Origin of the sequence: Bradyrhizobium sp. NBAIM08 (assembly GCF_020193935.1) — a bacterium.
GTDB classification, from domain to species: Bacteria; Pseudomonadota; Alphaproteobacteria; order Rhizobiales; family Xanthobacteraceae; genus Bradyrhizobium; species Bradyrhizobium yuanmingense.
In genome coordinates this window covers 444,372-463,664 of record NZ_JADYVR010000004.1, presented here as the reverse complement: position 1 = coordinate 463,664, position 19,293 = coordinate 444,372, and the positions used below count along the sequence as shown (strand labels likewise).

The window sequence follows — 19,293 nt, the reverse complement described above, 5'->3', positions numbered from 1 at the left end:
GATTTCCCTGATATAGAGAAAATCTTTCCACGGCAAGCCCATAATCTCGGTGCTTCCATGGAATCGCTCTACGGGTGATCGCGCAAAAACCTTTCAACTTCAACGCGTTGCGGGGCGGCTAGGCCGCCGCCATGGCGGGTGCATTTCAGCGCCGCGGCGGCCGCGGCGAATCGCATCGCTTCCCGCAACCCCTTACCCTCAGCGAGGCCGAGCACGAATGCGCCATGGAAGACGTCGCCGGCTCCGAGCGTATCGACCGCCTGGACCGGGAAGGCTGGTGTTTCCTCCAGCGCGCCAGCTTGGTTAAGCCAGATCGTACCGCGCGGGCCCCTTGTGGCCGCGAGGAAGGCGGGCGTCAGCTCCGCCAGGCGCTTCAAGGCCGCGCCGTCGTCAGCGATGCCGGCCGTCTCCTGCAGCTGGGCGCTGGCGAACAGCAGATGCGAGGCGGCCGTGAGCAGGCCGTCCTGCAGCGCCATCGCGCGGTCGACGCCGACGATGACGGGAATGCCGCACCGGCGTGCCTCGGCGCAAAGCGAGGTGGCGAACGCCGCGCAGCGGCTTTCGACGAGCACCGCCTGACAATCGGCGACAAGCGCCTCGGCCTCGGGCAGCCTCACGGTCCACAGCGCGGGATCGCGATAGATGGTGAGCGTCCGCTCGCCGGAGGGCTCGATCATGATCGCCGAGACCGGCGTGCTCAGGCCAGGCATGCGCACGATGTGCGTGGTCTCGATGCCCTCTTGCGCCATCTGCGCCAGAATGAAAGCGCTCGACGTCTCCCGCGCATCACCCATCGGCCCCGCGAAGGCGACGCGGCCGCCGAGCCGCGCCATCGCGATGGCGGCGTTGAGCGCGTTGCCGCCGCAGATCTCGGCGAGATGGCTGGCGTTCGCCTTGCCGCCGCGTTCGGGCAAGGCCTCGACGCGCAGGATGAGGTCGCGCACCGGCATGCCGATGCAGAGAATGCGCGGCGCGATCCCGGCCATCGTCGGCTCGGCTCAGGCGCTGCTCTTGTCGTGCACCCAGCGGCCGAGCAGATGATGGGCGATGGCGAAGGGATGCGGACCGGCGAGCCCGTCAGGATGCGTCCGCGTCAGCATCTTCGCCGCCTCCTCGCGCGTGAACCAGCGCGCGTCTTCCAGCTCCATCCGATCGACGACGATGTCCTCGTTCAACGCCCGCGCGCTGCAGCCGATCATCAGCGACGACGGATAGGGCCAGGGCTGGGTCATGTAGTATTGCACGTCGGTGCAGCGGATCCCGGACTCCTCAAAGATCTCGCGGCGCACCGCGTCCTCGATGGTCTCGGCCGCCTCGACGAAGCCGGCGAGGCAGGAATACATCCCTGCCGGAAACTGCTTCTGGCGTCCGAGCAGGCACTTGTCGCCGGACGCCACCAGCATGATCACGACCGGATCGGTGCGCGGAAAATGCTCGGCCTTGCAACTCGGGCAGTCGCGCTTCCAGCCGCCTTCCTTCATGCTGGTGCGTACGCCGCAATTGGCGCAATAGCCGTGGCGCTGATGCCATCCCACCATCGACTTCGCCATCGCGACGGCCGAGAGCTCCTCGGGCGGGATCGCGCCCTGCATCGCCATGCCGCGCAACTCCGTCACGGTATAGTCTTCGCGGCCGACCAGCTTCTCGGCGGCGGCCTGCGACAGGCCCATGCCGAACACGGCCGCACCGTCGCGAAGCCCGAGGAGCACCGTGCCGGGATTGGCGCCGCATTTCAGCGCCTCGTCGATTCCGAGCAGTGCGCGCACCTTGTCGCCCTCGCGCTTCACCAGCAGCGAGTCGCGATAGACCACGTAGGCGCGCGAGGATGGCTTCTGCTCCAGCGCGAACAGCTTTTCGTCGTCGCGGCGCAGATGCGCGGCGCGGTCGAGGACGTTGGTGACGAAGGCCGGCTGCCCCAGCGGAAACGCGTTGAATGCTGACATTATTGTTCTTTCAACCCAACCAGATCTTGCGGCGAAGCGCGCTGATGAAATTCTGAACCTCCGCGGCGTCGTGTGCCAGCGGCGGCATCACGCCCCACACCGGCCGCGGCCAGGCGGCGTCACTGGTGCGGCGTGCGATGATGTGGACATGCAGCTGCGGCACGAGGTTGCCGAGCGCGGCGATGTTGAGCTTGTCGCATTTGGTGATCTCCTTCAGCGCGCGCGAGACGCGGGAGATCTCCGTCATCAGCTGCGCCTGCTGCACCTCGTCGAGATCGATGATCTCGACCGTCTCGGCGCGCCGCGGCACCAGCAGCAGCCAGGGATAATGCGCGTCCTTGATGACCAGCACCTTCGACAGCGGCAGGTCGCCGATATCGATGGTGTCCTCTTTCAGGCGGGAGTGCAGCGACCAGGCGGGTTCGGGCATGAAGGCTTCTCTGGATTGATTCTTACCGTCGCAGAGACCACGCCCCCAGACAACATGCGTATGCGCCGTGGTCCTTATGCGCCGGACCCGGTGGGACAGGCCGAATGAGGGCGAATTCGGCGCCGGAAGTCCTCAAGCGCCGTCGGAACAGCCCCAGACCCCGCTTGCTTTCCGCTCCCTTTGGCCCCAAATAGGGACCGGGAGATTGGCGGTGGACGAGCCACTCGCCAACCGGGTCAGGTCCGGAAGGAAGCAGCCCTAACGAGGTCCGGATCGGGTCGCTCGTCAGTCTCCTACCTGTTTTTCGAGCGAACCAGCGCCGGCGGCACCAGCCGCCAGCGCGCTCCTTTCCGCAAAAGCCGGCCAAGAGACATTTCATTGCGGATCGACCGATGACCGACGCTGGCGCCCCTCCCGATCCCGACAGCGCCGGCCAGGCCGGCAATGCGCCCTACCGGGTGCTGGCGCGCAAATACCGCCCATCCTCGTTCGACGACCTGATCGGCCAGGAGGCCGTGGTCCGTACCGTCTCCAATGCGTTCGAGACCGGCCGCATTCCGCAGGCCTGGATTCTCACCGGCGTCCGCGGGGTCGGTAAGACCACCACCGCGCGCATTCTCGCCCGCGCACTCAACTACGAGATGCCGGATGGATCGGTGAAGGGGCCGACCATCCACATGCCGACGTTGGGAGTTCATTGCCAGGCCATCATGGAAAGCCGGCACATGGACGTGCTGGAGATGGACGCCGCCTCGCATACCGGCGTCGACGACGTCCGCCAGATCAATGACAGCGTGCGTTATGCCCCCGCCAGCGCCCGCTACAAGGTCTACATCATCGACGAAGTCCACATGCTGTCGACGGCGGCGTTCAACGCCTTCCTGAAGACGCTGGAGGAGCCGCCGGAGCACGCCAAGTTCGTGTTCGCGACGACGGAGATCCGCAAGGTTCCGGTCACCGTGCTGTCGCGTTGCCAGCGCTTCGACCTGCGCCGCGTCGAGGCCGACGTGCTGATGAAGCACCTCGCCAGCATTGCGGCGAAGGAAAACGTCGAGATCGAGCCGGAAGCGCTCGGCATCGTTGCGCGCGCCGCGGAGGGCTCGGTGCGCGATTCGCTGTCGCTGCTCGACCAGGCGATCGCGCATGCGGCGGGGCAGGTGAAGGCCGATGCCGTCAGGCAGATGCTGGGCCTTGCCGACCGCACCCGGGTCATCGACCTGTTCGAGTCGCTGGCGCGCGGCGACATCGCGTCCGCCTTCAAGGAGTTCCGCGACCAATACGATGTCGGCGCCGATCCCATCGTCGTGCTCTCGGACCTCGCCGAGTTCGTCAATTTCGTCACCCGTGTGAAGGTCATCCCGGCGACCGCCGACAACGTCGCCTATGGCGAGACCGAGCGGGTGCGCGCCAAGGAGTTCGCCTCCAAGATCTCGATGCGCGTGCTGTCGCGGATGTGGCAGATGCTGCTTAAGGGCATCGCTGAGGTGCAGGCCGCAACGCGTCCCGCAGCCGCGGCCGAAATGGTGCTGGTGCGCATCGCCTATGTCGCCGACCTGCCGACGCCCGACGAAGCGATCAGGATGCTGGAGCAGAACGGCGGCGGCTCGCCGGTCGTGAACGGCGGAAGTAGCGCGCGCAGCGGCGCGCCGGCCGCGCCGGTTGCCTCCGCAGCGCCGATGTCGGCTGCGCCCGTGCGCATGCCGACAGCCTCGGCTCCAGCGTTTGGCGGTGGCGCCCGGCCGCAGATGGCGGCGCCCGCGCCGGATACGCAAGGGGCGGCGCCCCAGCTGCGCATCGCGAGCTTCACCCAGCTGGTTGCGCTCGCAGGGCAGAAGCGCGACATCATGACCAAGAGCGCGCTCGAAGGCGACATGCGCCTCGTCCGTTTCGAGGAGGGGCGGCTGGAAGTCGCGCTCGAGCCCAACGCTTCCAAGACCATGATCTCGGAACTTGCGAAGAAGTTCGAGCTGTGGACCGGCCGCCGCTGGACCGTGATCGTCTCCAACGAGCAGGGCCAGCCGACTTTGCGCTCGGTGAACCAGGCGGCTAAGCAGGAGCATGCCCGTACCGCGGAAGCCGATCCGCGCGTGCAGGAGGTGCTGTCGCGTTTCCCCGGCGCCAAGGTCGTCGAGGTCCGCAGGCTTGCTCCCGAGACGCCGGAAACCGATATTAACGCCGACTATGGCAGCGACGATCCGCCCGACGGTTCCGACGGCGACGATCTCTGAACCATTCTTTCCAAGGACACGCACCCATGGCTGATTTTCTCGGCATGATGAAACAGGCGGCGCAGCTGCAATCCAAGATGCAGGAGATGCAGGACCAGCTCGCCAACGTCGAGGTCGAAGGCATCTCCGGCGGCGGTCTCGTCGCCGTGCGCATGACCGCGAAGATGGACGTCAAGGGCATCAAGATCGATCCTTCGCTGATGAAGGCCGAGGAGCGCGAGGTGCTGGAAGACCTGCTCGTCACCGCCCTCGCTGATGCGCGCCGCAAGGCCGAGACCGCCATGCAGGAGAAGATGCAGGCCCTCACCGGCGGGCTCGGCCTGCCGCCGGGGCTGTTCGGCCAATAAAATGGGCGCTGTTGCAGGTCCCGAGATCGAGCGGCTGGTCCAGCTGCTCGCGCGGCTGCCGGGCCTCGGTCCGCGCTCGGCGCGGCGCGCGGCGCTGCATCTGATCAAGAAGCGCGAAGCACTGATGATGCCGTTGTCGAGCGCCTTGCAGGTGGCGCTGGACAAGGTCCAGGTCTGCAAGACCTGCGGCAACATCGACACGCAAAATCCCTGCACCGTCTGCACCGATCCGAAGCGCGATCCTGCGATCATCGTCGTCGTCGCCGATGTCGCCGACCTCTGGGCGCTGGAGCGGGCCAATGCGACCCAGGGGCGCTATCATGTGCTCGGCGCGACATTGTCGCCGCTCGACGGCGTCGGCCCGCAGGATCTGACCATCGACGCGCTGGTGGCGCGCGCCCATGATTCGCAGGTGCACGAAATCATCCTGGCGCTGAATGCGACGGTGGACGGCCAGACCACGGCGCATTACATCACCGACCTGCTTCAGGACGCCAATGTGAAGGTGACGCGGCTCGCCCACGGGGTTCCCGTCGGCGGCGAGCTTGATTATCTCGACGAAGGTACGCTATCGGCTGCGATGCGGCAGCGCACCCTGTTCTAGAGCGTTTTCGAGCGAAGTGGATACCGGTTCGCGTGAAGAAAACGCGTCAAAACAGGAATCTCCATCCAGACTTTACGGAACGGACGACATGACGAAACTTTTCGCCACGCGATGGGCTTTGGTCGCGACGATGCTGATGCTGGTGACCCCGGCCATCTCCGCGCAGCAGGGCGACGCGGCGCTGCCGCCGTCCAAACCCGGCAAGCCGATCAACACTGGCGATGTGCTCTCCGGCGAGCTCAACGCGATGAAGGTGCGCGACGTCAAGAACGGCAAGCGCGTCGCGACCTACCAGATCACGTCGGAACCGCGCCGCCTGCCGCCGCCGAACGGGCTCTGCAATCTCGAAACCGGCCCCGAGACGTTCCAGCTCGTCACCTCCAGCGAGGCGCAGGCCGCCCAGCTGAAATCCTTCGTCGGCAAGGAGATCTCCGTGAAGGTGGACGAGGTCGCCTGCGCCAGCGATCCCGGCCAGATGAGCGAGGCCGTGATCACGAAGTGGAGCCTGATCAAGAAGCAGTAGGGGTGGAGTCGTCTCCCCGATTCCGGTGTCATCGCCCGCGAAGGCGGGCGATCCAGTACGCCGCAGCTTCTCGGTCGATCACGACTGTCTCGGAGTACTGGATGCCCCGCCTTCGCGGGGCATGACAGGGGTGCCTACACCCGCACCGGCCCCAGTGCCTCGAAATGCCCGCGCTTCTGCAAGTACGCCAGCAACATCAGGCTCGGGATGGCGACGAGGACGGAGATCGCGAAGAACATCGGCCAGCCCGTCGCCTTCGCCAGATAGCCTGCGCCCGACGACAAATAGGTCCGTCCCACCGCGGCGAGCGCCGTCAGCAGCGCATATTGGGTCGCCGTGTGCAGCGGGTTCTGGCACAGCGCCGAGAGATAGGCGACGAAGATCACGGTGCCGATGGCGTTGCAGAAATTGTCGGAGGTGATCGCGAGGGTCAGCGCCCATTCGTTGACGCCGACAATCGCAAGCCACGAGAACGACAAATTGGACATCGCCTGCACGATGCCGCCGATCCACAGGCTGGTCGCGAGCGAATAGCGTCGGGCCACGAAGCCGCCGGCAAAGCCGCCGGCCAGGGTCGCGATGATGCCGACGCCCTTGACGATCACGGCATAGTCGTTCCGCGTGAAGCCGATGTCGATGACGAACGGCACGGTCATGTTGCCGGAGAACGCGTCGGTGAACTTGAACAGCACGACGAAGGCGAGCACGACCCATGCTTCCTTGCGTCGCAGGAATTCCGAGAACGCGCCCAGCGCCGCATGGAACACCCGCGTGAGCGCGCCCTCGTCCTGCGTGGCGGCCTCGGCGCGCGCGGATTGTGCGGGCTCGGTGGCGGCGAGCGCAGTCGCCGTGCCGATCAGCACCAGAGCCGCCATCACCACATAGCCCCACATCCAGGCGGCGCCACGCGGGACGATCGCCTCGAAGCCGGTGACGATGAACAGGGCGCCTGCAGTCGAGACCAACATGCCGATGCGATAGGCCGCGACATAGGCGGCCATGCCGGCGGCCTGCTCGCTTTCGGGCAGGCTCTCGACGCGGAACGCGTCGACCACGATGTCCTGCGTCGAGGACATCGTCGCGACCAGCAGCGCGCCGAGCGCGACCAGCAGCGGCGAACGTGCCGGATCGGTCAGCGCCAACAGCAGAATCGCGCCGATCAGCAGCAGCTGCGCAAACACCAGCCACCCGCGGCGACGTCCGAAGGCCTGCGTGAACAACGGCACATGCAGCGCATCGACCAGCGGCGCCCACAGGAACTTGAGCGTGTATGGCGTTCCAACCAGCGCAAACAGCCCGATCGTTCCAAGATCGACCCCGGCTTCGGCCATCCACACCAGCAGCGTCGATCCCGACAGTGCCAGCGGCAGCCCCGAGGAGAAGCCGAGAAACAGCACGATCAGCACCCGCGGCTGCAGGTAAACGGCAAGGATGTCGCGCCAGGAGGGCGAGGCGGTGGAAGTCGCGGCGGGGGAGGTCGCGTCGGGTGCGGTCATGGGGGGCGTGTTAGCAGATTCTGGGAGAAAAGACTCTCGCGGTAGCTGGTGAGACGGGAGAGCTTCCATCACGCTCGGTGTCATCGTCCGCGAAGGCGGGCGATCCAGTACTCCGCGGCGTCTCGGTTCAACCACACGGGCTGCGGAATACTGGATGCCCCCTCTTCGCGGGGCATGACATTGAGCATGACGCCATCATGATGGTCCGGCTATCCCAGGATAGAGGTCATCCCAGTTTGGGTTATGCTGCTCGATCAAGCGGACCTTCCAGGCCCTATTCCACTTCTTCAACCGCTTCTCCCGCTTGATCGCATTCTCGGGATGGTCGAACTGCTCGAAATAGACAAGTCGGGCGACGTCGTACTTCTCCGTGAAGCTTTCGATGACCTTCAACCTGTGCTGCGCCACCGGCGGATGAGATCGTTCGTCACGCCGATATAGAGCGTACCGCCAATTCGGCTGGCGAGAATGTACACGTAGTACTGGCGTGGATCCATCTTCGCCTTCCATTCCGCCGTCATCGTCCGCGAAGGCGGGCGATCCAGTAAACACCGGCACGTCGGCTTAACAACGATCGTCACGGCGTACTGGGTGCCCCGCCTTCGCGGGGCACGACAGTGTGCCCTAGTCTCACTCCCCCGCCTGGAGCTTGCGCGGAAACAGCTCTGCCGCTCCCGTCGCCACCAGCCGCGGTGTCTCCGGCGCATCGCTCTTGCTGAAATCGAGCTCCTCGATGCGGCCTGCGCGCTTTTCGATCTTGTCGGCGGAGATCAGCACTTGGCGGACGTCCTCGTTCACGTCGGCAAAATGCTTTTGCAGCTTGAGCACGCGGTCGCGCAGGCGCCCCAAATCGTCGCCGAGCTTGATCACCTCGGTGCGGATCTGGTCGGCGGCGTCGCGCATGCGCGCGTCTTTCATGATCTGCTGCATCACCTGGATCGCGAGCATCAGCAGCGACGGCGACACCAGCACGACGCGGGCGCGATAGGCCTTCTGGATCACGTCGTCGAAGCCGTCATGGATCTCGGCATAGACCGATTCCGACGGCACGAACATCAGCGCCATCTCCTGGGTCTCGCCGGTGACGAGGTATTTTTCCGCGATGTCGCTGACATGCTTCATCACGTCGCCGCGCAGCCGCTGCGTGGCAACGCGCCGCTCCTCGTCGGTGCGGGCGTCGTGCAGCGCCGTCATCGCCTCCAGCGGAAACTTCGCGTCGATGCAGAGCGGGCGCTGGTCGGGCAGGAACACGACGCAGTCCGGTCGCTTGCCGGTCGAAAGCGTGAACTGGAACTCGTATGAGCCTTTGGGCAGACCGTCCTGGACGATCGCCTCCATCCGCGCCTGGCCGAAGGCGCCGCGCGACTGCTTGTTGGCGAGTACGTCGCGCAGAGTGGTCACCTGCGTGGTGAGGTCGGTGAGGTTCTTGTGCGCGTTGTCGATGATGCCGAGCCGTTCATGCAGCGCGCGCAGGCTCTCGATGGTGTTGCGGGTCGAATGTTCCATGGACTGGCCGACCCGATGCGTCACCGAATCAAGCCGCTCGTTGACCGCGCGCGCCATCTCGGCCTGGCGGCCGGCGAGCGCCTGGGTCATGGCGTCGACCCGCCCCGAGGCCTCGCTCTGGGCGTGCAGCACCTGGGCGAGCCGCTCCTCGAGCTCGTCGGCACGGATTGCGTTCGCCATGGCGAGTTCCGCGCCACGCCGCCCCGAGCGCGCGATCACAACCGCAATCACAACCAGCAGGATGAGGACGAGCGCACCGAAGCCGATCAGCGCATCGACGATGCGCACCGGCCAGTCGCCCAGCATGACAATGATCTCGTTCATGCCGCCTTGTAGCCGATTCGCTGCGCTCTCGCGAACGAAGAGGGAACATTCTGGGTTAACCGGCCCCTAATTTTCATGGCTAATGAAAGGTGAAGTTTTATGGTTAGCGAGGGGTTAAGGGGTTCCGGCCCGCATTGACCGCATCCGGCGCGCGGCTTAAATCGCGGCCATGGCCCTCAGAGAAATCATCATCCTGCCCGACAAGCAGCTGCGCCTGGTCTCCAAGCCGATCGAGAAGGTCACTTCGGAGATCCGCAAGCTTGCCGACGACATGTTCGAGACCATGTACGACGCGCCCGGCATTGGGCTGGCGGCGATCCAGGTCGCGCAGCCGCTGCGCCTGATCACGATGGACCTCGCCAAACGCGACGAGAACGGCGAGACCAAGCCGCTGCCGCGCGTCTTCATCAACCCCGAGATCATCGCCTCGTCCGAGGAACTGTCGGTCTACGAGGAAGGCTGCCTCTCGATCCCGGAATATTACGAGGAGGTCGAGCGGCCCGCGAAGGTGCGCGTGCGCTTCACCGATCTCGACGGCAAGGTGCACGAGGAGGATGCCGAAGGCCTCTACGCCACCTGCATCCAGCACGAGATCGACCATCTCAACGGCGTGCTGTTCGTCGACTATCTGTCCAAGCTCAAGCGCGACCGCGTCATGAAGAAGTTCGAGAAAGCCGCCAAGCGCGCGGCGGAGTGATAATTCCTCCGCCGTCATGGCCGGGACAAGCCCGGCCATGACGAGTACCTTGCTCGTTTCAAGGATTGTCTCGTCACATGCCCCTCCGCCTGATCTTCATGGGCACGCCCGATTTCTCCGTGCCGACGCTGCTCGAGCTGGTCGCGCATGGGCACGAGATCGCGGCGGTCTACACCCGCGCGCCCAAGCCGGGCGGCCGGCGCGGCCTGCAATTGCAGCCGACCCCGGTCGAGGAGGCCGCGCGAAAGCTCGGCATTCCCGTGCTGACGCCGAAGACGCTGAAGTCCGAGCAGGCGCTGGCGGAGTTCCGCGCGTTCGATGTCGACGCGGCCGTTGTCGTCGCCTACGGCATGATCCTGCCGCAGGCGATCCTCGATGCGCCAAAACTCGGCTGCTACAATCTGCACGCATCGCTGTTGCCGCGCTGGCGCGGCGCCGCGCCGATCAACCGCGCCATCATGGCTGATGATGCCGAGAGCGGCGTGATGGTGATGAAGATGGATGTCGGCTTAGATACCGGCGACGTCGCCATGGCCGAGCGCATCGCAATCACCGACGGCATGACCGCGCTCGACCTGCACGATCGTCTGTCCCGCCTTGGCGCCGACCTGATGGTGCGCGCGATGGCCGCGCTCGAACGCGGCGGGCTCCAGCTCAAGGCGCAGAGCGAGGACGGGGTCACCTATGCCGCCAAGATCGAGAAGGCCGAGGCGCGGATCGATTGGAGCAAGCCGGCGCGCGCGGTGCTGCGCCACATCCACGGCTTGTCGCCGTTTCCCGGTGCCTGGGCCGAGCTGGGGGATGCGCGCGTAAAAATCCTGCGTTGCGAGTTGGCGCAAGGCTCCGGCGCGCCTGGCGAAATGCTCGACGATCAGCTTACCGTCGCCTGCGGCGACGGCGCCATCCGCATCATCGAGCTGCAGCGCGAGGGCAAGGCCCGCATGCAGGCCGCGGACTTCCTGCGCGGCGTGCCGTTAAAGGCGGGATCCAAATTCACCTGACACTGTCATACCCCGCGAAGGCGGGGTATCCAGTACGCCGAGGCTTCTCGGTCAATCGGATAAGCTGCGGAGTACTGGGTTGCCCGCCCCAGTGCGCAACAGCGCACAAGGCGGGCAATGACGACGAAACTGGACACGATGCCCCGCTACAAGCTCACCATCGAATATGACGGCGCGCCATTCTTCGGCTGGCAGGTGCAGGACACGCTGCCATCGGTGCAGGGCGCGCTGCAAGCCGCGGTGAAGGCGATGACTGGTTCGGATCTGCGCGTGCACGGTGCCGGCCGCACCGATGCCGGCGTGCATGCGCGCGGCCAGGTCGCCCATGTCGACGTCGACAAGCAGTTTCCGCCGGGCCGTTTTCGCGACGGGCTCAACGCGCATCTGCGCCCGCATCCGATCGCGGTGCTCGAGGCCGAGATCGTGCCCGACGATTTCGAGGCGCGCTTCTCGGCGGTCAAGCGCCACTACCGCTATCGCATCGTCAACACTCGCGCCAATCTCGCGCTCGATGTCGGCCACGCCTGGCGCGTGCCGCGCAAGCTCGATGCCGACGCAATGCACGCGGCGGCGCAGCGCCTGCTCGGCAAGCACGATTTCACCACCTTTCGCGACACCGAGTGCCAGGCCAAATCGCCGGAGAAGACGCTCGACCAGCTCGACGTGATCCGCGATGGCCGCGAGATCAACGTCATCACCTCGGCGCGCTCGTTCCTGCACAGCCAGGTGCGCTCGATGGTGGGATCCCTGGTCTGGGTCGGCGAGGGCCGCTGGACCGCCGACGATCTCTCCGCCGCACTCAAAGCCCGCAACCGCGCCGCCTGCGGCATCGTCGCCCCGCCCGAGGGGCTGTATTTGATGAAGGTGGATTATTAGGCGAGCGGCGCAGAGAGCGGGCACGCTCTCCCCAAACCTCGGTGTCATGCCCCGGCTTGACCGGGGCATCCAGTACGCCGCGGCCTCTCGGCTCAATCACTGCCGTCTCTGGAATACTGGATCGCCCGGTCAAGCCGGGCGATGACGGTCGTGTTTGTGGAGGCAACACTGCCTCAAGCAAAATACCGCGCCAAAATCCCGCGATACACCTTCGTCAGCCTCTCCAGATCCGCCACCGGCACGCGCTCGTCGACCTGGTGCATGGTCTGCCCGACCAGGCCGAACTCGATCACGGGGCAATAGCTTGAAATAAACCGCGCATCCGACGTGCCGCCTGACGTCGACAGCTCGGGCTTGCGTCCCGTCACCTCCTCGATCGCGGAGACCGCGAGATCGGTGAACGGACCCGGCTTGGTCACGAACACGTTCGAGTTGGAGGGCTCCCACACGATGCGGGCCTTGATGCGGTTGCCGCAGGCTTTGGCGAGACGCGTCTCCACCAATTCACGCAAGCTCGCCTGGGTGTGGTTGTCGTTGTAGCGGATGTTGAATCTTGCGCGGGCCTCGCCGGGGATGACGTTGAAGGCCTTGTTGCCGACGTCGACCGAGACGAATTCGAGATTGGACGCCTGAAATTGCGCGCTGCCATGGTCGAGCGGCTCGTCGGAGATCGCGACGATCAGCCGCGAGATATCAGGCACCGGATTGGAGGCGCGGTGCGGATAGGCGACGTGGCCCTGCACGCCGTCGACGACGAGCGTGCCGGATTGCGAGCCGCGCCGGCCGATCTTGATGGTGTCGCCGAGCGTCTCGACGTTCGAGGGCTCGCCGAGCACGCAATGGTCGAATTTCTCGCCGCGCTCGGCGACCCATTTCAGCAGCTTGATGGTGCCGTTGATCGAGACGTCTTCCTCGTCGCCCGTGATCAGGAACGAGATCGAGCCCGCACCGTCCTCGCGCGGCTTGCCGCCGTTGGCGGCGAGATGCTCCAGCACCGCGGCGACCGAGCAGGCGATGCCGCCTTTCATGTCGACCGCACCGCGGCCATGCAGCACGCCGTCCTTCACCTCTCCGGAGAACGCGCCGACGCTCCAGGCGCTCTCGTCGCCGGGCGGCACCACATCGGTGTGGCCTGCGAAGGTGATGTGCGGACCGTCGGTGCCGATCCGAGCGTAGAGATTGTCGACGTCGGCGGTGCCTTCCTCGCTGAAGGTCACGCGGTGACAGGTGAAACCGGCAGCGCCCAGGATTTTTTCGAGCACCCCGAGCGCGCCGGCATCGGCCGGAGTGACTGAGGGGCAACGGATGAGGTCGCGGGCGATCGAGAGGGCATCGGTCATGCGCCCCGCTTAACATGCATGCCGCCGGGTGGGCTAGCGCTGGGCGGAACAATTTCGATCTCGCGGCCCTGGTCCCAGCTCTTCGCAGGTGGCGAGGCGGGCGTGGACTCATACGCGATCCCGGCCAGCGGATCAGGCCCGAACCGGTTCTCGCCGACAGTGCCGGGCACGCAGAGCATCTCGACGAGACCCCACAGCCACAGCATCGAAGCGGCGAGGTTGAAAAGAAGCATCACGCTGGTGTCGGGGAGCAGGTCCGAGAACTGGTTGAAAAGGCCGGGCACGAGGAAAAACGGAACGAGCCACCAGCCGCTCCTGTCACGGTCGTGCAGCCGCTTGATCGCCGTTGCCAGATAGACCCACAGGAACAGCGACATGCCGAATGCCCTCAGGATCAGGGGCGCGCGGTCGGTAGACGCGAGTGAAGGGTGTTCCCGGGGATCGGCCAGCTTGAACAGATCGCCAAGGCCGAAATCGAGCTTGAGCGAGAGCTTCAACGATCCGTCGGCATTGGGCAGATGAATGATCTGACCGATCACCTCCAGCAAGCCTGCCAGCAGCGCAACGATCAGCAGCGCCTGCCACAGCAGGGCGCGATTGATGCGGCCGTCGAAGCGGAATAGGTACCAGATCCAGTCCATGCGAGTGGCTCCGGGCGGAATGGCCGCCCGGAAATTGGTCGCGATGGAGGGAGGGTGGGTTCGATCCTAGCAGCGAATGGTGAATGGTGAATGGCAAGTAGGATTGGCGCCCTATTCGCCACTGGCCATTCGCTACTCGCCTTGCATCAATCCCGCAGCAGCTCGTTGATGCTGGTCTTCGACCGCGTGCGCTCGTCGACGCGCTTGACGATCACGGCGCAAGCGGTGCTCGGGCCGATCTGGCCGTTCTTCATCGGCTTGCCGGGCAGCGCGCCGGGCACCACGACGGAATATTCCGGCACTTCGCCCATGAAGACCTCGCCGGTCTCGCGGTCGACGATCTTGGTCGAGGCGCCCAGGAACACGCCCATCGCCAGCACCGCGCCCTTGCGCACGATCACTCCTTCGGCGACTTCCGAGCGTGCGCCGATGAAGCAATCGTCCTCGATGATGACCGGCTCGGCCTGCAGCGGCTCGAGCACGCCGCCGATGCCGGCGCCGCCCGAGATGTGCACGCGCTTGCCGATCTGCGCGCAGGAGCCGACGGTGGCCCAGGTGTCGACCATCGTGCTCTCATCGACATAGGCGCCGAGATTGACGAAGGACGGCATCAAGACGACGTTCTTGGCGATGAAGGCCGAGCGGCGCACCACCGCACCCGGCACCGCGCGAAAACCGGCATCGCGAAAGCGGTTTGGGCCCCAGCCCTCGAATTTCGAGGGCACCTTGTCCCACCAGCTTGCCTTGCCGGGGCCGCCGCCAATGACGTCCATGTCGTTGAGGCGGAACGACAGCAGCACGGCCTTCTTCAGCCATTGATTGACCTTCCACTTGCCGTCGCTGCCGCGCTCGGCAACGCGCGCCTCGCCCTTGTCAAGGATCTCCAGCGACTGGTCGACGGCCTCGCGCACCTCGCCCTTGGTCGTGGTCGAGATGCCTTCACGCGCCTCGAAGGCGCTGTTGATGGTGGATTCGAGGGCTGCAAGGGACATCGTGATTTCCTCTGGGAAGCGCGTGGTTTCGCGAGAATTGGAGCGCTTTTTCGGGATTTGGCGGAGCGGAGTCAAGGCTGCGTTCTGGATCACCACCCGGGAAGACCCGTAGCCCGGATGGAGCGAAGCGCAATCCGGGACAGTCTCTCCGCAGCTACGCCAGCCCCGGATTACGCTGCGCTCCATCCAGGCTACGAAATCACCCCGACAACTTTGCCAAAAACCCCGCCAGATCATCCGTGACGTGGTCGACATGGGCGGCGTCGCGGCCTTCCAGCTCCCAGTCCTCGCGCACCACCTCCTTGGTGCCGTCGGGCACCACCAGCACGGTGGTCATGCCGAGCCGGTAGGGGACGGTGAGGTTGCGGGCGAGGTCCTCGAACATGGCGGCGCGGGTCGGATCGACCGCATGCTGGCCGAGGAACTTGCGGTAGGTCTGCTCCGCCGGCTTCGGTTCGAACTCGGCGGCGATGATGTCGAACACGCCGTCGAAATGGTCGGCGAAGCCGAGCCGCGCCAGCACGGCATCGACATGGTCGACCGAGCCGTTGGTGAGGATCAGCTTGCGGCCCGGCAGCTTTGCGATGGCCGCGCCAAGCGCCGGATTCGGCTCCAGCGGAGAGTGGTCGATCTTGTGGACATAGGCGAGGTAGTCGTCGGCGGAGACGCCGTGCAGGGTCATCATGCCGCGCATCGTGGTGCCGAAGCGGCGATAATAGTCTTTCTGGATCGCCCGCGCTTCCTCCGGGCCGACATTCAGCCAGTTGCAGACGAACTCCCCGATCCGCGCATCGACCTGCTGCCACAGATTGACGTGATGCGGATAGAGCGTGTTGTCGAGGTCGAACACCCAGGTGTCGACATGGTTGAAGCTGCGGGGGAAGGTCATATCGGCATTCTCAACTTGTCGTCCCGGGGCGCGCGAAGCGCGAGCCCGGGACCCATAACCCCAGGGAGGAGTTTTGCGAAGACTCGGGGTGACCAGCTTCCCTCCGCAACCACTCCCTGGGGTTATGGGTCCCCGCCTTCGCGGGGACGACGGCGGAGCTTGTGGATGCTTGCGTGCTGATCATTGCGCCAATCTCACGGCACCGCAAAGCGCAGCGTCTTGCCGCCGCTCGACATGTCTACCGCGCCGAAGCCCGTTGGCGCAAAGCCGCGCGCGCCGCAATCGGTCTGCTCGCTGGTCTCGAACTTGGTCTCGCGTGTGCAGAGCTGCCGGTCGCCGCCCCAGTTCAGCGGCTTGTCCTTCAGCTTGACGATTCGGTTGTCGGCGTCGACCGCCTCGGCGAAGCTGAAAATCTGCTTCGGCTGGCCTGATACATCGGGGTGCAGGCAGGTCTTGGGATCGATGCGATACCAGCCGCGGCTGGTCACGGCCTTGCCGTCGTCGGTCGCGATCGCCGCCATCACCTTGTGCGGCGTGTCGTTGCACCAGGTGAGGCCGGTCGCGGACGGCGTCTGCACGGCATCGACCATGGTCTTGAAGAAGTTCTGCGAGCCCACGATGTCGGACGACAAGCCCCGGCTCTTCAGGAATGCGGCCAGCGCGCTCTGCGTCTTTGGCCCGTCGACGCCATCGATCGGCGCGGCGTCGTAGCCTGCGATCACGAGGAGCCGCTGGATGCCGGCGAGGCGCGCCTGCTCGTCGTCATATTCGGAATCCTCGGCGAGATAAGCGACGAGGTTGCCGTCCGGGCTTTGCGTCGGCGTCACCTGTGTGAAGGGAACCTGCGTCTGGCCGCTGCGGCACTGCCTGGCCGCCGCGATGACGAAATTGTCCTGCGCGACGCACAGCATGTCGTTGCCGCTTTGCGGGATCGGGGACGCGCCGTAGACGCCGAGCGCGCGCGCGTTGAGCAGGATGCGGTCGGCGGTCAGCGTGCCCTGCACCACCACGCGGCAGGCGGCGGGATCGATCCTGAACCAGCCGCGCGTCGCGGTGGCTGCCTTGTCGTCGATGCCGATCGCGGCCTCGACCACATAGGACATGCGGTTGCAGATCTTGAGGTCGGCGATCGCCGGCGCCGAGGAGAAGAAGAAGGAGACAGTTGCGGCAGGCAGCGTCATCAGGAAGCGGGTGAGGGGGGAGCGGCGTAGATGACGCTCTCTCAAATCGTCATTGCCGGGCTTGACCCGGCCATCCACGTCTTTGCCGCGAGAAGAAAGGTCGTGGATGCCCGGGACAAGCCCGGGCATGACGACCTTCTTCCGCTGCTCGCGTTCCCGCATCACTTGTGGATCAGCGTGCCCGTGCCCTGGTTAGTGAAGAGCTCGAGCAGCACCGCGTGCTGCATCTTGCCGTCGATGATGACGACGCCCTCGACGCCCTGCTCCAGCGCGTAGATGCAGGTCTCGACCTTCGGGATCATGCCGCCGGAGATGGTGCCGTCGGCGATCAGTTTTCGCGCGTCCTTCACCGACAATTGCGGGATCAGCTTCTTCGACTTGTCGAGCACGCCGGGCACGTCGGTGAGCAGCAGAAGGCGCTTGGCCTTCAGCGCGCCGGCGACGGCCCCTGCAAAGGTGTCGGCGTTGATGTTCAGCGTCTGGCCCTCTTTCGAGGTTGCGAGCGGCGCCAGCACCGGGATCAGCTCGTAGCCGATCAGCTGGTTGAGCAAAGTGAGGTCGACCTTCTCGGGGTCGCCGACGAAGCCGAGATCGATCGCCTTCTCGATGTTCGAGTCGGGATCGACGATGGTGCGCGTCGTCTTGGTCGCCTTCACCATGTTGCCGTCCTTGCCCGACAGGCCCACCGCCTTGCCGCCGGCCTCGTTGATGTAGCCGACGATCTGCTTGTTGACGGAGCCGGCGAGCACCATCTCGACGATCTCGATGGTCGCGGCATCGGTGATGCGCAGGCCCGCGGCGAATTCCGAGACGATACCAAGACGCTTGAGCATGGTCGCGATCTGCGGCCCGCCGCCATGCACCACCACCGGATTGATCGCGGTCTGCTCCAAGAGCACGATGTCGCGGGCAAAGTTCTTCGCGGTCTCCTCGTCGCCCATGGCATGGCCGCCATATTTGATGACGATGGTTTCCTCGTCATATTGCTGCATGTGCGGCAGCGCTTCGGACAGGATGCGGGCCTGGTCGAGCGGAGAGATGTCGGTCATGTCGGGTCTCGCTGGCGGGTCGAATGGTGCGCGTTCTATCCGATTGGCGGGGACAGCGCAAAGGTGTGGCAGCTATGTAGCCCGGATGGAGCGCAGCGTAATCCGGGATTCGTCGCCGCAGACACCGGCCCCGGATTGCGCTTCGCTCCATCCGGGCTACGGATTCAGCGCTTCGCCACCACCGCCGCCACGCTTACCGCCAGCCAGCTCGCAATCATCACCATCCCGCCCGTCGGCGCCGCCATCGGAAACAGCGCGTGCCCGGCATACTGCCGCAAGGTGAGGTCGCCTGCGAACAGCGCGGCACCGATCGCGAAGCCGAACGTCGCCACGATTCCAATTCCGCCGTGCAGAAGGCCGCGCGTGAGCAAGGCGATGGTCGCAAGTATGGCACTTGCATGAAACAGCAGCATGGCGCTGGCGGAGGCAAGACGGCTCGCGTCGGCACCATGGGCGGACGCGGCGGCCAGCGCGACGCCGGCGGCGCCCATCAAGCCGGCAAGCCCGATCAGCAGACGGTGCGCTGCCATCACGAGGCCCGCTCTTCCAGGAGCTTCGCCATCGCGGCGCGAAGCTCGGCCATGCCGGTCGCGCTGCGCGACGAGGTCGCGAGCACGGTCGGGAACGCGGCCGGATGCTTGGCGAGCACGGCCTCGGTCTCGGCGATGCGTGCTTGCAGCTCGGCGACTTTCACCTGGTCGGCCTTGGTCAGCACGATCTGGTAGCTGACGGCGGAGCGGTCAAGCGTCTTCAGCACCTCGAGATCGACATCCTTGATCCCGTGCCGCGCATCGATCAGCACGTAGACGCGCGCGAGACTGGCGCGTCCCAGCAGGAATTTGTGGATCAGCTCGGTCCAGGACGCGACCTGGCTCTTCGGCGCCTTGGCATAGCCGTAGCCGGGCATGTCGACGAGGCGCAGGTCGTTCTTGCCGGGGACCTCGAAGAAGATCAGCTCCTGGGTGCGGCCCGGCGTATGCGAGGTGCGCGCCAGCGCGTTGCGGCCCGTGAGCGCGTTGATCAGGCTCGACTTGCCGACATTGGAGCGCCCGGCAAAGGCGATCTCCAGCCCCGCCATCGGCGGCAGCGTTTCGATCGAAGGGGAGGCCCAGATGAACTGCCAGTCACGAGCGAACAGTTTTCGCCCGGCCTCGATCAGCTTCGCATCTTTGTCGTCGGTCATGCGAAGCCTCGCTGTTTCCTTGCGTCATTGCGAGCGAAGCGAA

The 19,293-nt window shown here is 65.5% G+C and carries 20 protein-coding genes, 1 other RNA gene and 1 pseudogene; 8 read left to right on the top strand and 14 right to left on the bottom strand.

Annotated features, from left to right (window positions below; genetic code table 11):
* Positions 1-68: 68 nt before the first annotated feature.
* Genes I6F37_RS16900 through I6F37_RS16890 form a run of 3 tightly spaced genes read right to left on the bottom strand, consistent with a single transcriptional unit; the run spans position 69 to position 2,373 of the window.
* A complete protein-coding gene (locus I6F37_RS16900; RefSeq protein ID WP_036014111.1) occupies positions 69-986 on the bottom strand; it encodes a sugar kinase in 918 nt (305 codons plus the stop codon).
* A gap of 12 nt (positions 987-998) precedes the next feature.
* Complete coding sequence (gene nudC, locus I6F37_RS16895) at positions 999-1,943, bottom strand: NAD(+) diphosphatase (RefSeq protein WP_036014109.1); 945 nt, start codon at positions 1,941-1,943, stop codon at positions 999-1,001.
* Positions 1,944-1,953: 10 nt separating this feature from the next.
* Positions 1,954-2,373, bottom strand: coding sequence for an HIT domain-containing protein (locus tag I6F37_RS16890; RefSeq protein ID WP_036014107.1), 420 nt, complete (start codon positions 2,371-2,373; stop codon positions 1,954-1,956).
* A 200-nt stretch (positions 2,374-2,573) separates the two neighbouring features.
* Between I6F37_RS16890 and ffs the strand changes: the two genes are divergently transcribed.
* The 5 genes from ffs to I6F37_RS16865 all read left to right on the top strand — a co-directional run bounded on the left by ffs (position 2,574) and on the right by I6F37_RS16865 (position 6,075).
* Positions 2,574-2,670, top strand: an RNA gene (gene ffs / locus I6F37_RS16885) — signal recognition particle sRNA small type.
* Between the two features lie 95 nt (positions 2,671-2,765).
* Complete coding sequence (locus tag I6F37_RS16880; protein ID WP_036014106.1) at positions 2,766-4,601, top strand: DNA polymerase III subunit gamma/tau; 1,836 nt, start codon at positions 2,766-2,768, stop codon at positions 4,599-4,601.
* Between the two features lie 26 nt (positions 4,602-4,627).
* On the top strand, positions 4,628-4,948 hold the full coding sequence (locus tag I6F37_RS16875; protein WP_157283374.1) for a YbaB/EbfC family nucleoid-associated protein: 321 nt from the start codon (positions 4,628-4,630) through the stop codon (positions 4,946-4,948).
* Position 4,949: 1 nt separating this feature from the next.
* Positions 4,950-5,552, top strand: coding sequence for a recombination mediator RecR (recR, locus tag I6F37_RS16870; RefSeq protein ID WP_036026497.1), 603 nt, complete (start codon positions 4,950-4,952; stop codon positions 5,550-5,552).
* A gap of 88 nt (positions 5,553-5,640) precedes the next feature.
* Positions 5,641-6,075 (top strand): hypothetical protein, encoded by a 435-nt coding sequence (locus tag I6F37_RS16865; RefSeq protein ID WP_036041781.1) that lies wholly within the window; start codon positions 5,641-5,643, stop codon positions 6,073-6,075.
* A gap of 134 nt (positions 6,076-6,209) precedes the next feature.
* On the opposite strand, the gene I6F37_RS16860 is transcribed toward I6F37_RS16865, so the two are convergent.
* From I6F37_RS16860 to I6F37_RS16850, 3 genes and pseudogenes are all read right to left on the bottom strand, one after another.
* Entirely contained in the window at positions 6,210-7,571 is a 1,362-nt protein-coding gene (locus I6F37_RS16860) for an MFS transporter (protein WP_225152056.1), read from the bottom strand.
* A 195-nt stretch (positions 7,572-7,766) separates the two neighbouring features.
* Positions 7,767-8,068 (bottom strand): annotated as a pseudogene (locus I6F37_RS16855) (GIY-YIG nuclease family protein).
* 133 nt (positions 8,069-8,201) lie between these two features.
* Positions 8,202-9,401, bottom strand: a complete 1,200-nt coding sequence (locus I6F37_RS16850; protein WP_225152054.1) for a DNA recombination protein RmuC — start codon at positions 9,399-9,401, stop codon at positions 8,202-8,204.
* 169 nt (positions 9,402-9,570) lie between these two features.
* On the opposite strand from I6F37_RS16850, the gene def reads away from it, so the two are divergent.
* The 3 genes from def (at position 9,571) to truA (ending at position 11,975) form a co-directional block, all read left to right on the top strand.
* The gene (def, locus tag I6F37_RS16845; protein WP_225152052.1) at positions 9,571-10,098 is read left to right on the top strand and encodes a peptide deformylase; all 528 of its coding nucleotides are present in this window, start codon (positions 9,571-9,573) and stop codon (positions 10,096-10,098) included.
* A 77-nt stretch (positions 10,099-10,175) separates the two neighbouring features.
* On the top strand, positions 10,176-11,099 hold the full coding sequence (gene fmt, locus I6F37_RS16840; protein WP_225152050.1) for a methionyl-tRNA formyltransferase: 924 nt from the start codon (positions 10,176-10,178) through the stop codon (positions 11,097-11,099).
* A 138-nt stretch (positions 11,100-11,237) separates the two neighbouring features.
* On the top strand, positions 11,238-11,975 hold the full coding sequence (gene truA / locus I6F37_RS16835) for a tRNA pseudouridine(38-40) synthase TruA (RefSeq protein WP_057027809.1): 738 nt from the start codon (positions 11,238-11,240) through the stop codon (positions 11,973-11,975).
* 173 nt (positions 11,976-12,148) lie between these two features.
* On the opposite strand, the gene dapE is transcribed toward truA, so the two are convergent.
* The 8 genes from dapE to yihA form a co-directional block, all read right to left on the bottom strand.
* Complete coding sequence (gene dapE / locus I6F37_RS16830; RefSeq protein WP_225152048.1) at positions 12,149-13,315, bottom strand: succinyl-diaminopimelate desuccinylase; 1,167 nt, start codon at positions 13,313-13,315, stop codon at positions 12,149-12,151.
* Positions 13,312-13,956 carry a DUF805 domain-containing protein gene (locus tag I6F37_RS16825; RefSeq protein ID WP_225152046.1) on the bottom strand — a complete coding sequence of 215 codons (645 nt, stop codon included), beginning with the start codon at positions 13,954-13,956 and terminating at the stop codon, positions 13,312-13,314. The genes dapE and I6F37_RS16825 overlap by 4 nt, the downstream gene beginning before the upstream one ends.
* Positions 13,957-14,102: 146 nt before the next feature.
* Complete coding sequence (gene dapD / locus I6F37_RS16820) at positions 14,103-14,948, bottom strand: 2,3,4,5-tetrahydropyridine-2,6-dicarboxylate N-succinyltransferase (RefSeq protein WP_225150856.1); 846 nt, start codon at positions 14,946-14,948, stop codon at positions 14,103-14,105.
* A gap of 199 nt (positions 14,949-15,147) precedes the next feature.
* Positions 15,148-15,837 (bottom strand): pyrimidine 5'-nucleotidase, encoded by a 690-nt coding sequence (locus tag I6F37_RS16815; protein ID WP_036014081.1) that lies wholly within the window; start codon positions 15,835-15,837, stop codon positions 15,148-15,150.
* Between the two features lie 194 nt (positions 15,838-16,031).
* Positions 16,032-17,018 carry a DUF1036 domain-containing protein gene (locus I6F37_RS16810; protein ID WP_036026517.1) on the bottom strand — a complete coding sequence of 329 codons (987 nt, stop codon included), beginning with the start codon at positions 17,016-17,018 and terminating at the stop codon, positions 16,032-16,034.
* Between the two features lie 161 nt (positions 17,019-17,179).
* The gene (gene argB, locus I6F37_RS16805; protein WP_036014067.1) at positions 17,180-18,067 is read right to left on the bottom strand and encodes an acetylglutamate kinase; all 888 of its coding nucleotides are present in this window, start codon (positions 18,065-18,067) and stop codon (positions 17,180-17,182) included.
* 164 nt (positions 18,068-18,231) lie between these two features.
* The gene (locus I6F37_RS16800; RefSeq protein WP_225114333.1) at positions 18,232-18,597 is read right to left on the bottom strand and encodes a DUF423 domain-containing protein; all 366 of its coding nucleotides are present in this window, start codon (positions 18,595-18,597) and stop codon (positions 18,232-18,234) included.
* The gene (gene yihA / locus I6F37_RS16795; RefSeq protein ID WP_036026511.1) at positions 18,597-19,250 is read right to left on the bottom strand and encodes a ribosome biogenesis GTP-binding protein YihA/YsxC; all 654 of its coding nucleotides are present in this window, start codon (positions 19,248-19,250) and stop codon (positions 18,597-18,599) included. The genes I6F37_RS16800 and yihA overlap by 1 nt, the downstream gene beginning before the upstream one ends.
* Between the last annotated feature and the right edge of the window lie 43 nt (positions 19,251-19,293).